Consider the following 15,113-nt stretch of genomic DNA (forward strand, 5'->3'; position numbering starts at 1 on the left):
AGGTCAGGGGATGAACGTCACGCTGCGTCAGCTTCGCGTATTCATCGAGGTCGCGCGGCTCAGGAGCTTCAGCCGCGCGGGCGACGAGATCGGGCTCACGCAGTCCGCGGTCAGCCGCTGCGTACGTGAGCTCGAGGCCGAACTCGGGCTGAAGCTGATCGATCGCACGACGCGCGACGTGCAACTGACCGACGTCGGCGCGAACCTGATCGCGAGCGTGTCGCGCCTGATCGACGATCTCGACGACACGCTGCGCGAGATTCGCGAGATCGGCGAGCAGCGTCGCGGGCGGGTGATCGTCGCGGCGAGCCCGACGATCGCATGCAGGCTGATGCCGCGCGTGGTGGCATCGTGCGAACGCCAGTTCCCCTTCGTGACGCTCGGCCTGCGCGACGACGTGCAGAGCGACGTGCTGCGCAAGGTGAAGTCGAGCGAAGTCGATTTCGGCGTCGTGATCGGGCCGCTGACGGTCGCCGATCTCGTGTGCGAGCCGCTGATGACCGACTCGTTTTGCCTCGTCGCGCGCGCCGACCATCCGCTCGCCGCGCGTGCCGAGGTGCCGTGGACGGCGCTGGACGGCGAGCGTCTCGTGCTGCTCGATCATGCGTCGGGCAGCCGGCCGCTGATCGACGCGGCGCTGGCCACCCATCGCGTCAACGCGACGGTCATGCAGGAGCTCGGGCATTCGGCGACCGTGTTCGGGCTGGTCGAGGCCGGCGTCGGCGTGAGTGTGCAGCCGTGGCTGTCGCTGCCGCTGCCGGCGGGCTCGACGCTCGTCGCACGGCCGCTCACGCCGCGCACCGAACGCACCGTCGAGCTGGTGCGCCGCCGCGACCGGTCGTTGTCGCCCGCGGCGCAGGCGATCTGGGAGCTGGTGCGGCAGATGCCGGCGAGGGCGGAGGATCTCGACTGACGCACGCAGGCATGCGCCGGTCCGGCTTGTCGGCCGGTACACTACGCGGATCGTGTTCCTCGGCGGTGGTTCTCGATGACGCATTCTGCAGATTTCCTTCCGATGACCGGTGAGCCGGCGGCGCGCGCCGCGGTGCATGCGCTGCGGCCGTCGCTGATCCGGGAAGTGGCGAACGCCGGCTTCGGCGTGCCGGACATGCTGCCGTTCTGGTTCGGCGAATCCGACCGCGTGACGCCGGATTTCATCCGCGACGCCGCCGCAGCGGCGCTGCGCGACGGCGCGACCTTCTACACGCACAATCTCGGCACGGCGCCGCTGCGCGATGCGATCGCAGCCTACGTTGGCGCGCGTCACGGCGCGACGGCGGCCGATACGGTCGCCGTGACGAGTTCGGGGGTGAGCGCGCTGATGCTGGCTGCGCAGCTGGTGGCCGGTCCGGGGGATCGCGTCGTCGCGGTCACGCCGCTGTGGCCGAACCTCGTGGAGATTCCGAAGATTCTCGGCGCGCACGTCGAATGCGTGCCGCTCGGCTATGGCGACGCAGGCTGGCAGCTCGATGTCGGCCGGCTGCTCGAGGCGCTGACGCCCGATACGCGGATGCTGCTGATCAACTCGCCGAACAACCCGACCGGCTGGACGATGTCGCGCAACGAGCAGCAGGCCGTGCTCGCCCATTGCCGTCGTCACGGCATCTGGCTGGTCGCGGACGAAGTGTACGAGCGGCTTGCGTTCAAAGAGGGCGGTGCGCCGTCGTTCCTCGATATCGCGTCGCGCGACGAGCGGGTCGTGGTCGTGAATTCATTCTCGAAAGCGTGGGCGATGACGGGCTGGCGGCTCGGGTGGCTCATTGCGCCGGCAGCGGTGATGGGCGACCTGTCGAAGCTTGTCGAATACAACACGTCGTGTGCGCCGGGCTTTGTGCAGGCCGCTGGCGAGGTCGCGTTGCGCGACGGCGAGCCGTTCGTGCGGTCGTTCGTCGCGGCGCTGCATGACGCGCGCGATCACCTGGTCGCCGCGCTGCGGACGCTGCCGGGTGTCGAGGTGCCGCCTCCGCCGGGTGCGATGTACCTGTTCCTGCGCCTGCCGGGCGCGGCCGACAGCCTCGCGTTCTGCAAGACGCTGGTGCGCGACGCGGGGCTCGGGCTTGCGCCCGGGCGCGCATTCGGCCCGGAGGGGGAAGGGTTCGTGCGCTGGTGCTATGCCTGCGATCCGGCGCGACTCGACGCGGGCGTCGAGCGGCTGCGCCGGTTCCTCGCGCGCGGCGCAGCCGGCCGCTGAAGCAGGGCCGGAGCGGACGCGCCGCACGGGCGGTGGCCTGCTCGGCTCATCTTTACGCACCGGGCAATTTTGCGTAATATGGCGCTCAGTCACGCGGTTCCGTCGTTGAGCCGTGCTGTTCCGTCCGGTCTGGGCCTGGCCTTGAGTTGGTTCGCCGCCCCCGGTTCGTGCTCCCATCAATATGACCGATCAGAATCGGGCGAGCGCGTCTTCCGTTCCTTTCGTCTGTTTGTTGATCCGGTTCGTTTGACCACAGGGTCTGGCCTAGCTGCATGAATACCCAAGAGGCGAAGATCGTCCTCGAGACTGCTTTGATCTGCGCGCAGGAACCGCTGAAGCTCGGCGATTTGCGCAAGCTCTTTGCCGACGGCGTGTCGGCTGACACGGTCCGCACGTTGCTCGAAGATCTGAAACAGGATTGGTCCGGTCGCGGCGTCGAACTGGTGGCGCTGGCGACCGGGTGGCGCTTTCAGAGCAAGCCGGCGATGCGTCATTATCTGGATCGCCTGCATCCCGAGAAGCCGCCGAAATATTCGCGCGCGGTGCTCGAAACGCTCGCGATCATCGCGTACCGGCAGCCCGTTACGCGCGGCGACATCGAAGAGATTCGCGGCGTCACGGTCAATACGCAGGTGGTCAAGCAGCTCGAGGATCGTGGCTGGATCGAGGTGATCGGTCATCGCGACGTGCCGGGGCGTCCGGCGCTGTATGCGACGACCAAGCAGTTCCTCGACGATCTCGGCCTGAAGGCGCTTGACGACCTGCCGGCGCTCGAAGAGCCGGCTGCGAACATCGAGGCTGCGCTGCTGGCGCAGCAGGCAATGGATTTCGACGGCGACATGCCGGTTGCCGACGACGCAGCGGGCGACGTGCCGCAGACGCTGACGGGTGAAGTGCCCGCCGGCCAGTCGGCCGAATTGCCGGGCGAGGATGGGGCGGCCGACGTCGCGTCGACGCAGGAAATCGCGGGCCGCGATACGCTCGAGGCTGATCGCGGGCAAACGGAACAAACGGAACAGGTTGGCGCCGAAGCAGTGCCGACCGGTGTACAGCCCGAGCCGCTGCGCGCGGATTGGAGCGAGGAAGATCGCAAGCCGGCCGCCGAAGCGGCTGCCGGAGGCGGAGCGGAAGCGGCCGGCGACATGCCCGGCGAGGTTGGCCAGGCCAACGCCTCCCGTTCCGGTCCCGCGGACGACGAGATGCTGGACGACACGTCCGACAGTCTCGCGGATGCCGTACGAAGCGCCAGTGCGCCCATCGGCGCCGACGCGCTGCCGGACGACGAAGCAGAACCCAAACAGCGTCGCGCCTGATCGCGGCCAACTTCTTGCCGCGCCCGCGCCGGGCGCGAGACCTGACATTTTGAGGTTGTTTTGACAGATATCCACGATATTGAATCGTCCGCGCCTGCCGTGCAGGCAGCGCGCGCCGACGATGCGCCGGAGCAGGACGCTTCGGCCGGTGGCGACGAGCGTCCCCGCCGCGGTTTGCGGCGAGGCCCGCGCAGCCTGATCGCGCGGCGTCGCGCGGCAGCCAAGTCGAAGGGCGCCGAAGGCGAGCAGCCGGGCGGCGAAGGCGCGGATGCGCAGCCGGCCGAGGCGGCCGAAGCGCAGCCGGCGCGCGCGCCGCGCAACAAGGAAGGTGCGGCCAAGGGTGCCCGCAAGCCGGCCGGCAAGCGCGAAGGCGCGGCGAAGACTGGCCAGGGCGGGCAGGGCCGACGCGGCGCTCCGAAGGCTGAAGGCGCTCCGGCGAAGGCGGAAGGCGAGGCGTCCCAGGACGAGTTGTTCGCTTACGTGACGTCGCCCGCATTCGACGCGGACAACTCCGCGGGCGGTAGCGGCGTGCGTGCGCCGATGCTGCGTCGCGGCCGCAACCAGCCGGCGAACAAGCGCGTGCTGTCGCCGGACGACGATGCGCCGAAGCTCCACAAGGTGCTGGCGGAAGCGGGCATGGGCTCGCGCCGCGAAATGGAAGAATTGATCGTCGCCGGCCGCGTGTCGGTGAACGGCGAGCCCGCGCACATCGGCCAGCGCATCATGCCGACCGACCAGGTGCGGATCAACGGCAAGCCGGTCAAGCGCAAGCTGCCGAACAAGCCGCCGCGCGTGCTGCTGTATCACAAGCCGACGGGCGAGATCGTCAGCCACGCGGATCCGGAAGGCCGCCCGTCGGTGTTCGATCGCCTGCCGCCGATGAAGACGGCGAAATGGCTTGCAGTGGGCCGTCTCGACTTCAACACCGAAGGTCTGCTGATGCTGACGACTTCGGGTGACCTCGCGAACCGCTTCATGCATCCGCGCTACAGCGTCGAGCGCGAGTACGCGGTGCGCGTCGTCGGCGAGCTGGCCGAAGGCATGCGGCAAAAGCTGCTGCACGGCGTCGAACTCGACGACGGTCCGGCGAATTTCCTGCGCATCCGCGATGGCGGCGGCGAAGGGACGAATCACTGGTATCACGTCGCGCTGGCCGAAGGCCGCAACCGCGAAGTGCGCCGGATGTTCGAGGCGGTCGGCCTGATGGTGAGCCGCCTGATCCGTACGCGTCACGGCCCGATCCCGTTGCCGCGCGGCCTGAAGCGCGGCCGCTGGGAGGAGCTTGACGATGCGCAGGTGCGCAAGCTGATGGCGACCGTCGGCCTGAAGGCGCCGACCGAGGAGAAGGGCAAGCGCGGCGGTGCCGGCCAGGTCGAGCGCCGCCAGCCCGATCCGATGGAGACGTCGATGGGTTTCATCGGTCGTGAGCCGGTGCTGACGACGCACGGGCAGCTCGACCAGCCGCGTCGCGGTGGCGGCCGGCGCGGCGGGCCGGGCCTGCCGGGCCTGAGCGGCTACGGCAGCCTGCCGGTTTCGCCGTCGGGCTACGGTAACCGTGCCGGCGGCGCTCGTGATGGCAACCGCGGCGCGGGTGGCCGTGACGGCAACCGCCCTGGTGGCGGCCGCGACGTCGACGGCAATCGCGCATCGTACGGCGCGGGCCCCAAGCGCGAAGGCGCGGGCGGCAAGCGTGGTGGCAGCAAGGCTGGCGGCAATCGCAATCCGAACGGCAATCGGGCTGAAGGCGCCGGCAACGGCGGCGGCGGCCCGCGCGGCGGCCAACGTCCGCAGCGCAGCCGCCCGCGCAGCCGCTAAACGCGTATCGGCGCACGGCGGCGCAAGGCCGCCGGCATGCCGGCCCGATCGGCGTCTGGCCGATTTTTGCCGGTGCGCCGCATTGCGCCGATCGCTTTCGACTATATATGTCGCGTGCCGCTGCGCCGCAGCGGGCATGACCGATCTCCGGCCTGGCAGGAAGGGGCCGGCTGATCGGATAACCCGATTTCGTATTTTTGGTCCGTAAAGGCGCGCGACGCGCTGCTTTTACCGGCTGGCTTGGCGTTTGCGCCAAAAATCGCTATAATCGCGGAGTCGCTGGGCGTACGGATTCAATGTGCGGCTCAGGTGCGACCACCAGTAAGAAGATGGGCGTTCCGCCCATTTTTTTTTGCTGAAACGGTTAGGCATCTCGGGTAGCGCTTCCTGCGCCGGCTAAGGCGCGCGCCCGCGGGTGAATCGCGAGCGGCGGGCGCGAACACCTGAGAGGACACAGTGCAACTGACGGAACTGATAGAAACCACGGTCACCGGGCTCGGCTACGAGCTGGTGGATCTCGAGCGCACCGGGCGCGGCATGCTTTGCATCTATATCGATCAGCCTGCCGGCATCTCGCTCGAAGATTGCGAAAAGGTCACGCGTCAGCTCCAGCACGTCTTGACGGTCGAAAACATCGATTACGAACGGCTCGAAGTCTCGTCCCCGGGGCTCGACCGCCCGTTGAAGAAGCTGGCCGACTTCGAGCGCTTCGCTGGCAGCGAAGTCTCCGTGACCTTGAAAAAGCCGCTGGACGGGCGCAAGACGTACCGGGGCATTCTGCACGCGCCGAATGGCGAAACGATCGGTTTGGAATTTGAGGGGAAGAAGGGCGAGGCAGCCATGCTGGATTTCACGCTGGCCGATATCGATAAAGCCCGCCTGATTCCGCAAGTTGACTTTAGGAGCCGCAAATAATGAGTCGCGAAGTGTTGATGCTGGTGGATGCGCTGGCGCGCGAGAAAAACGTCGACAAGGATGTGGTGCTGGGCGCCCTCGAGGCTGCGCTCGCTTCCGCTTCCAAGAAGCTGTTCGACGAAGGCGCCGAAATCCGCGTCCATATCGATCGCGAAAGCGGCGAGCACGAAACCTTCCGTCGCTGGCTCGTCGTGCCCGACGAGGCAGGCTTGCAGGAGCCGGATCGCGAGATCCTGCTGTTCGAAGCACGTGAGCAGAATGCCGACGTCGAAGTCGGCGAGTATGTCGAGGAACCCGTTCCGTCGATCGAGTTCGGTCGCATCGGCGCGCAGGCCGCGAAGCAGGTGATCCTGCAGAAGGTGCGCGACGCGGAACGCGAGCAGATCCTGAACGACTACCTCGAGCGTGGCGAAAAGATCATGACCGGTACGGTGAAGCGCCTCGACAAGGGCAACTTCATCGTCGAATCGGGCCGTGTCGAGGCGCTGCTGCGCCGCGATCAGCTGATCCCGAAGGAAAATCTGCGCGTGGGCGACCGTGTGCGTGCGTACATCGCGAAGGTCGACCGCACCGCGCGCGGCCCGCAGATCGAGCTGTCGCGTACGGCGCCCGAGTTCCTGATGAAGCTGTTCGAGATGGAAGTGCCGGAAATCGAGCAAGGCCTGCTCGAGATCAAGGCGGCTGCCCGCGACCCGGGCGTGCGCGCGAAGATCGGCGTCATCGCCTACGACAAGCGGATCGATCCGATCGGCACCTGCGTCGGCATCCGCGGTTCGCGCGTGCAGGCCGTGCGCAACGAGCTCGGTGGCGAAAACATCGACATCGTGCTATGGTCGGAGGATCCCGCCCAGTTCGTGATCGGCGCGCTCGCGCCGGCAGCTGTCCAGTCGATCGTCGTCGATGAAGAAAAGCATTCGATGGACGTCGTCGTCGACGAGAACGAACTGGCTGTCGCGATTGGCCGCAGCGGTCAGAACGTTCGCCTCGCCGGTGAACTGACCGGCTGGCAGATCAACATCATGACGCCGGACGAATCCGCCCTGAAGCAGGGTGAAGAGCGCGACCGGCTGCGTGCACTGTTCATGGCGCGTCTCGATGTCGACGAAGAAGTTGCCGACATCCTGATCGACGAAGGCTTCACGAGCCTCGAAGAGATCGCCTACGTGCCGCTCAACGAAATGCTCGAGATCGAAGCGTTCGACGAGGACACCGTGCACGAACTGCGCAACCGCGCACGCGATGCGCTGTTGACGATGGCTATCGCGAACGAAGAAAAAGTCGAGAACGCAGCGCTGGATCTCAAGAGCCTCGACGGCATCACGCCGGAGCTGCTCGCGAAGCTGGCCGAACACGGTGTGCAGACGCGAGACGATCTCGCCGAGCTTGCAGTGGATGAACTGGTCGACCTGACCGGAATGGAAGAGGATGCCGCTAAGGCGTTGATCATGAAAGCACGTGAACATTGGTTCCAGTGAGAAATGACCATGGCGCACTGATTTGATGGCGGCCGTATGGCCTGACCCGATGCTAACAGCAAGGAATCGGTCCTTGCACTAAGAGGAATGAATGGCGAGTAACAACGTAGCCCAATTTGCCGCGGAACTGAAAATGCCTGCTGGTGTGCTGCTCGAACAGCTGCAGGCAGCGGGCGTCCAGAAAGCGAGTGAAGACGATGCGCTGTCCGAAACGGACAAGGCGCGTCTGCTCGATCATTTGCGCAAGTCGCACGGCGCAACCGACGGCGACAAGCGCAAGATCACGCTGACCCGCAAGCATACGTCGGAGATCAAGCAATCTGACGCGACGGGCAAGGCTCGCACCATTCAGGTCGAGGTCCGCAAGAAGCGTACGTTCGTCAAGCGCGACGACGTGAGCGAGGGTGCGGAACAGGGTCAGGCGCAGGTCGCCGAAGCGGACGACGATGCAGAACTGAAGCGTCGCGAGGAAGAAGCGCGCCGCGAGGCCGAGCTGCTCGAGAAGCAGGCGCAGGAACTGCGCGAGCGCCAGGAACGCCTGGAGCGCGAGGAAGCCGAACGCCGCGCCCGCGAGGAAGCGGCTGAAGCGGAGCGCCGTCGCGCCGAGGAAGAAGCGGCTGCGAAGCGTGTCGCGGCCGAAGCCGCTGCGGCCCAGCAGCAGGCAGCAGCGCAGCAGGCCGCCGCGGCCGAGCAGGAAACGGTAAGCGCACCGTCCGCCCAGGCGCAGTCCGCGCAGGCGCAGGACGAAGCGCGCGCGGCCGCCGAACGTGCGGCCCAGCGTGAAGCGGCGAAGAAGGCCGAGGACGCAGCCCGCGAGGCGGCGGACAAGGCGCGCGCCGAGCAGGAAGAGATCAGCAAGCGTCGTGCGGCGGCAGAAGCCGAGGCGCGCGCGATCCGCGAAATGATGAACACGCCGCGCAAGGCCGTGGTCAAGGCGGTCGAGCCGCCGAAGCCGGTCGAGCCGCCGAAGCCGGCCGAAGCGAAGGGTACGCTGCACAAGCCGGCGAAGCCGGAAGGCGCGCAGGCGCGTCCGGCCGTCAAGAAGCCGGCCGGCGCTGCCACCCCGGCAACGACGCAGGCGCCGGCAGGCGCGGGCGACCGCAACAAGAAACCGGGCGCAGGCAAGGGCGGCTGGCAGGACGACGCGTCGAAGCGCCGCGGCATCAAGACGCGCGGCGATTCGAGCGGCGGCGTCGACCGCGGCTGGCGCGGCGGCCCGAAGGGCCGTGGCCGTCACCAGGACAGTTCGACGTTCCAGGCGCCGACCGAACCGATCGTCCGTGAAGTGCACGTGCCGGAAACCGTGTCGGTTGCCGATCTCGCGCACAAGATGTCGATCAAGGCCTCCGAAGTCATCAAGGTGATGATGAAGATGGGCCAGATGGTCACGATCAACCAGGTGCTGGACCAGGAAACGGCGATGATCATCGTCGAGGAACTGGGCCACCGCGCGGTTGCCGCGAAGCTGGACGATCCGGAAGCGCTGCTCGTCGAAGGCGAAACGGGTACCGATGCGGAGCAACTGCCGCGTCCGCCGGTCGTCACGGTCATGGGTCACGTCGACCACGGCAAGACCTCGCTGCTCGACCACATCCGCCGCGCGAAGGTTGCCGCTGGCGAAGCGGGCGGCATTACGCAGCACATCGGCGCTTATCACGTCGATACGCCGCGTGGCGTCATCACGTTCCTCGACACGCCGGGTCACGAAGCGTTCACGGCAATGCGTGCACGCGGCGCGAAGGCGACCGACATCGTGGTGCTGGTGGTGGCAGCCGACGACGGCGTGATGCCGCAGACGAAGGAAGCCATTGCCCACGCGAAGGCGGGTGGTGTCCCGATCGTCGTGGCGATCAACAAGATCGACAAGCCGGATGCGAACCTCGATCGCGTCAAGCAGGAGCTGGTCGCGGAAGGCGTCGTGCCGGAAGAGTACGGTGGCGATTCGCCGTTCGTGCCGGTGTCGGCGAAGACGGGCGCGGGTATCGACGATCTGCTCGAGAACGTGCTGCTGCAAGCCGAAGTGCTGGAACTGAAGGCACCGGTCGAAGCGCCGGCCAAGGGCATCGTGATCGAAGCGAAGCTCGACAAGGGCAAAGGCCCGGTCGCAACGATCCTCGTGCAGTCCGGTACGCTGAACCGCGGCGACATCGTGCTGGCCGGTACGGCTTACGGCCGTGTTCGCGCGATGCTCGACGAGAACGGCAAGCCGACGAAGGAAGCCGGCCCGTCGATCCCGGTCGAAATCCAGGGTCTGTCGGAAGTGCCGGGCGCGGGCGAGGAAGTGATCGTGCTGCCGGACGAGCGCAAGGCGCGTGAAATCGCCCTGTTCCGTCAAGGCAAGTTCCGCGACGTCAAGCTTGCGAAGCAGCAGGCCGCGAAGCTGGAAAGCATGCTCGAGCAGATGGGCGAAGGCGAAGTGCAGAACCTGCCGCTCATCATCAAGGCAGACGTGCAGGGTTCGCAGGAAGCACTCGTGCAGTCGCTGCTCAAGCTGTCGACCGACGAAGTGCGCGTGCAGATCGTGCACAGCGCGGTGGGTGGCATCAGCGAAAACGACGTCAACCTCGCTACGGCATCGAAGGCGGTCATCATCGGCTTCAACACGCGTGCGGATGCACAGGCGCGCAAGCTGGCCGAATCGAACGGCATCGATATCCGCTACTACAACATCATCTATGACGCAGTGGATGAGGTGAAGGCGGCGATGTCGGGCATGCTGGCGCCGGAGAAGCGCGAAGTCATCACCGGCATGGTCGAGGTGCGCCAGGTCTTCAAGGTGCCGAAGATCGGTGCGGTCGCCGGCTGTATGGTGACGGACGGCATCGTCAAGCGCTCGTCGTCGGTGCGCGTGCTGCGCAACAACGTCGTGATCTTCACGGGCGAACTCGAATCGCTGAAGCGCTTCAAGGACGACGTGAAGGAAGTGAAGCAAGGCTTCGAGTGCGGTATGTCGGTGAAGAACTTCAACGACATCGTCGAAGGCGACCAGTTCGAAGTCTTCGAAGTGACCGAAGTCGCGCGGACGCTGTAATCGTCGCGCATCGGCTCATGGGCGGGGCAGGCTTGGGCCTGTCCCGCCCATTTTCATGGTGGTGTGCCAATCGTGGCCGCCGCTTTATCCTGATAAACGGATCACGGATCGATCATGTCCAGGAAACGTACTTCCCCCAATCGCAACGTTCAGATCGCCGACCAGATTCAGCGCGATCTGTCCGAACTCATCATGCGCGAGGTCAAAGACCCGCGTATCGGCATCGTGACCATCCAGAGCGTCGAGCTCACGCCGGACTATGCGCATGCGAAGGTCTATTTCACTGCGCTCACCGGCGATCCTGAAAAGACGCAGGAGGCGCTGAATCATGCGTCGGGTCACTTGCACAACCTGCTGTTCAAGCGTCTGCACATTCATACGGTGCCGACGCTGCATTTCCACTACGACCAGACGATCGAGAAGGCCGTCGAGATGTCGCGCCTGATCAAGGAAGCGAACTCGACGCGCGCGAAGGACGACGACGAGGCCGACGCGCCGGCCAAGGACGACTGAGCTCGACCGGCCTATGACGAATGCAGCACCCCAACGTCCGCGCGTGCCCCGGCGCGTGCTGGACGGCGTCCTCCTGCTCGACAAGCCGGTCGGCCTGTCGAGCAACGACGCGCTGATTCGCGCGAAGCGCCTGCTTCTCGCAAAGAAAGCCGGTCACACCGGCACGCTCGATCCGCTGGCTTCGGGCCTGCTGCCGCTGTGCTTCGGCGAGGCGACGAAGTTCTCGCAGGATCTGCTCGAGGCCGACAAGACCTACGAAGCGACGATGCGTCTTGGCCAGCGTACGGCCACCGGCGATGCGGAAGGCGACGTGATCGACACGCGGCCCGTCGAATGCGACCAGGCGGCGGTGGAAGCCGCGCTCGTGCGCTTCACGGGTGAGATCGTGCAGGTCCCGCCGATGTATTCGGCGCTCAAGCGCGATGGCAAGCCGCTGTACGAATACGCGCGTGCGGGTCAGGCCGTCGAGCGCGAAGGCCGCAATGTGACGATCCATGTACTCGAGCTGCTCGCTTGCGAACTGCCCGACGTGACGTTTCGCGTGACCTGCAGCAAGGGCACGTACGTGCGCACGCTCGCGGAGGATATCGGCGAGGCGCTGGGTTGCGGTGCGCATCTGACGATGCTGCGTCGCACGGGCGTGGGTGCGCTGACGCTCGAACATGCGGTGACGCTCGACGCGCTGTCGGATGCGGCCGAATCGGCTCGCGATGCATGGCTGCAGCCGGTCGATGCGTTGCTGTCGACGTTTCCGTCCGTTCGTCTCGACGAGGCATCCGCGAAGCGGTTCCGGCATGGCCAGCGCCTGCCGCTGTCGGAACTCGGGCCGCTCGAGGCGGCTGATGGCGAGCGCGTGCGCGTGTACGACGCAACGCGGTTGCTCGGCGTGGCACGCAAGGCGAATGGCGTGCTCGCACCTGAGCGGCTCGTCGTGACGGCTGCATGATGCGGCGGCGCAAGCGCTCGGTAGCATAAAAAAAACCCGGTCGAAATCGACCGGGTTTTTTGTTTGGTGCGTGTGATCGCGCGGCGCTGCGGCCGGACGGCGTTCAGTGTGCCGCGGATGCGGCCGCTCCGGCATCGCCGCCGCCCGAGCGTTCGGGCTTGGTGATCCAGATCAGCGCAATCAGCAGCACGAAGATCGCCGCCGAGATGTAGAACAGATCGTTCACACCGAGCTGTGCGGCCTGTTGCGTCGCCAGGTTGTTGATGAGTCCGTGCGCCTGGTCCTGCGTCAGCCCGAGGTTGCCCATCTGCGTGACGGCCTGGTTGAACGTCGGGTTGTACACGTTCGTCTGCTCGACCAGTTGCGCGTGATGGAAGTTGTTGCGGTGGTCCCACGCGGTCTGGAAGATCGACGTACCGATACCGCCGCACATGATCCGCACGAAGTTCGACAGGCCGGATGCCGCGGGAATGCGGTGGCCGGGCAGGCCGGACAACGTGATCGACACGAGCGGGATGAAGAATCCGGCCATCGCGATACCCTGTACGAGCGTCGGCAGCGTCAGCGACCACTCGTCGACACCTGTCGTGTAGCGCGAGCGCATCCAGAAGCACAGTGCGAACGTCAGGAATGCGGCGGTCGCGATGTAGCGCGGATCGGTGCGCGGCAGGAACTTGCCGGTCAACGGCGACAGCAGGATCGCGAACAGCCCGACCGGTGCCATCACGAGGCCGGCGTCGGTCGCCGTGTAGCCGATCTGGGTCTGCAGCCACAGCGGCAGCAGCACGAGGTTGCCGAAGTAGAGCCCGTAACCGACTGCCAGTGCGACCGTGCCACCCGTGAAGTTGCGCCGACGGAACAGCGACAGGTCGACGACGGGGTGCTCGGCGGTCAGTTCCCAGATCACGAAGAACGCGAACGAGATGATCGCGATCAGCGCAAGCGCGACGATCGTCGTCGACGAGAACCAGTCCAGATCCTTGCCCTTGTCGAGCATGATCTGCAGCGAGCCGACCCACAGCACGAGCAGCGCGAGGCCGACACCGTCGATCGGTGCGCGGCGTATCGTCGATTCACGCGTGCGATAGATCGACCACGTGGCGAGCGCGGCGGCGATGCCGACCGGGATGTTCACGTAGAAGATCCACGGCCACGAATAGTTGTCCGAGATCCAGCCACCGAGGATCGGGCCCGCGACCGGTGCGATCAGCGTCGTCATCGACCACAGCGCCAGCGCCATCGGCGCCTTCGCGCGTGGATAGCTCGACAGCAGCAGCGATTGCGACAGCGGAATCATCGGCCCCGCGACCGCGCCCTGCAGCACGCGCGATGCGAGCAGGAACGGCAGGCTCGGCGCGAGGCCGCACATCCACGACGAGATGACGAACAGGATGATCGATGCGAGGAACAGGCGGACCTGTCCGAAGCGATCGGTCAGCCAGCCCGTCAGCGGCACCGAGATCGCGTTCGCGACCGCGAACGACGTAATGACCCACGTGCCCTGGTCGGACGACACGCCGAGATCGCCCGAGATGGTCGGGATCGCGACGTTCGCGATGGACGTGTCGAGCACGTTCATGAACACCGCGAGCGATACCGCGATCGTCCCGAGCAAAAGTTTCCCGCCCTGCAGGGGCGGGTACGAGACAGGAGCCTGTGCCATGTCGGTTGTCTTTCCGGAGTCGGAACGGTTACATCATTTTCGCGGCGCTGTTCTGCTTCGCCGCGGCCGGGGCCGGCGCATTGCCGCCTGCGTTCTCGGCGATGACGCGTGCGATTTCGGCGTCGGCTTCGTCGCCGTACTTCGCGAACACGTTGGTCTCGTAGACGGTGTTCGGCGCGTTGACGAGCTGGTCGCCGCGTTCGTCCTTGATGTCCACGTCGACCTGCATCGACAGGCCGATGCGCAGCGGATGCTTGTCGAGATCCTTCGGATCGAGTTCGATCCGCACCGGCAGGCGCTGCACGACCTTGATCCAGTTGCCGGTCGCGTTCTGCGCCGGCAGCAGCGAGAACGCCGAGCCCGTGCCGGCCGAGAAGCCGACGACCTTGCCGTGGTACGTGACCGACGAGCCGTAGATGTCCGCCGTCATTTCGACCGGCTGGCCGATGCGCATGTGCTTCAGCTGGACTTCCTTGAAGTTCGCGTCGACCCACACGGCATTCAGCGGCACCACCGACATCAGCGGGTTGCCGGGCGACACGCGCTGGCCGACCTGCACCGAGCGCTTCGCGACATAGCCGGTGACCGGCGCCGGCAGCACGTTACGCGCGTTCGCGAGGTAGGCGTCGCGAACCTTCGCGGCGGCGGCCATCACGTTCGGGTGCGATGCGATGGTCGTGTTCGCGGTCAGCGCGCGATTCGACGCGAGCTGCTGCTGGGCGGCATCGACCGATGCCTGCGCGGCCTTCACGGCGTCGCGTGCGTGCGAGATTTCTTCCTGCGACACGGCGCCCGTCTGCGCGACGGCCATGCGGCGACGCAGGTCGTCCTGGGCCTTCGACAGGTCGGACTGGCGCAGCGCGACCTGCGCGCGGTACTGGTCGTCGTTGACGAACAGGCCGCGCACCTGGCGCACCGTCTGCGCGAGGTTGGCTTCCGCCTGTTGCAACGCGACCTGCGAATCGGCCGGGTCGAGCACGACCAGCGGATCGCCGGCCTTGACCGTCTGCGTATCGTCCGCCTTCACGGCGATCACGGTGCCCGTTACCTGCGGCGTGATCTGCACGACGTTGCCGTTTACGTACGCATCGTCGGTACCTTCATGGAAGCGTGCGACGAGGAAGTAGTACAGGCCATACGCGATGGCCGCGATCACGATGACCGCGACGAGTAGCGTCATCATTCGTTTGCGCTTGCCGTTGCCCTGCGGCTGCGCGCTGGCGGCGTTTTGTTGGTCGCTCATGGCGATTT

The 15,113-nt window shown here is 66.3% G+C and carries 11 protein-coding genes; 9 read left to right on the forward strand and 2 right to left on the reverse strand.

All coding sequences use genetic code 11. From position 1 onward, the window contains the following. Positions 1–10: 10 nt before the first annotated feature. The 9 genes from OHZ10_RS07530 to truB all read left to right on the forward strand — a co-directional run bounded on the left by OHZ10_RS07530 (position 11) and on the right by truB (position 12,199). Positions 11–913 carry a LysR family transcriptional regulator gene (locus OHZ10_RS07530; protein WP_059234692.1) on the forward strand — a complete coding sequence of 301 codons (903 nt, stop codon included), beginning with the start codon at positions 11–13 and terminating at the stop codon, positions 911–913. Between the two features lie 75 nt (positions 914–988). Next, a complete protein-coding gene (locus tag OHZ10_RS07535) occupies positions 989–2,191 on the forward strand; it encodes a pyridoxal phosphate-dependent aminotransferase (protein WP_342704168.1) in 1,203 nt (400 codons plus the stop codon). Between the two features lie 272 nt (positions 2,192–2,463). Further along, positions 2,464–3,504: an SMC-Scp complex subunit ScpB gene (gene scpB / locus OHZ10_RS07540; RefSeq protein WP_174991416.1), complete on the forward strand. Its 1,041-nt coding sequence runs from the start codon at positions 2,464–2,466 to the stop codon at positions 3,502–3,504. 60 nt (positions 3,505–3,564) lie between these two features. Beyond that, the gene (rluB, locus tag OHZ10_RS07545) at positions 3,565–5,319 is read left to right on the forward strand and encodes a 23S rRNA pseudouridine(2605) synthase RluB (RefSeq protein ID WP_059234687.1); all 1,755 of its coding nucleotides are present in this window, start codon (positions 3,565–3,567) and stop codon (positions 5,317–5,319) included. A gap of 456 nt (positions 5,320–5,775) precedes the next feature. Continuing rightward, positions 5,776–6,234: a ribosome maturation factor RimP gene (gene rimP / locus OHZ10_RS07550; RefSeq protein WP_011351796.1), complete on the forward strand. Its 459-nt coding sequence runs from the start codon at positions 5,776–5,778 to the stop codon at positions 6,232–6,234. Continuing rightward, on the forward strand, positions 6,234–7,709 hold the full coding sequence (nusA, locus tag OHZ10_RS07555) for a transcription termination factor NusA (RefSeq protein WP_059234685.1): 1,476 nt from the start codon (positions 6,234–6,236) through the stop codon (positions 7,707–7,709). The genes rimP and nusA overlap by 1 nt, the downstream gene beginning before the upstream one ends. A gap of 91 nt (positions 7,710–7,800) precedes the next feature. Beyond that, positions 7,801–10,740 carry a translation initiation factor IF-2 gene (gene infB / locus OHZ10_RS07560; protein WP_342704172.1) on the forward strand — a complete coding sequence of 980 codons (2,940 nt, stop codon included), beginning with the start codon at positions 7,801–7,803 and terminating at the stop codon, positions 10,738–10,740. A gap of 114 nt (positions 10,741–10,854) precedes the next feature. Beyond that, complete coding sequence (gene rbfA, locus OHZ10_RS07565; protein ID WP_034190142.1) at positions 10,855–11,253, forward strand: 30S ribosome-binding factor RbfA; 399 nt, start codon at positions 10,855–10,857, stop codon at positions 11,251–11,253. Positions 11,254–11,266: 13 nt separating this feature from the next. Further along, positions 11,267–12,199, forward strand: coding sequence for a tRNA pseudouridine(55) synthase TruB (gene truB, locus OHZ10_RS07570; RefSeq protein WP_342704175.1), 933 nt, complete (start codon positions 11,267–11,269; stop codon positions 12,197–12,199). Between the two features lie 103 nt (positions 12,200–12,302). Here the strand turns inward: truB and OHZ10_RS07575 are convergent, their stop codons facing one another. After that, positions 12,303–13,862 carry a DHA2 family efflux MFS transporter permease subunit gene (locus tag OHZ10_RS07575; RefSeq protein ID WP_059234678.1) on the reverse strand — a complete coding sequence of 520 codons (1,560 nt, stop codon included), beginning with the start codon at positions 13,860–13,862 and terminating at the stop codon, positions 12,303–12,305. 28 nt (positions 13,863–13,890) lie between these two features. After that, a complete protein-coding gene (locus OHZ10_RS07580) occupies positions 13,891–15,105 on the reverse strand; it encodes an HlyD family secretion protein (RefSeq protein ID WP_059234676.1) in 1,215 nt (404 codons plus the stop codon). Positions 15,106–15,113: the final 8 nt, after the last annotated feature.

Source organism: Burkholderia arboris (assembly GCF_038723655.1).
GTDB classification, from domain to species: Bacteria; Pseudomonadota; Gammaproteobacteria; order Burkholderiales; family Burkholderiaceae; genus Burkholderia; species Burkholderia arboris.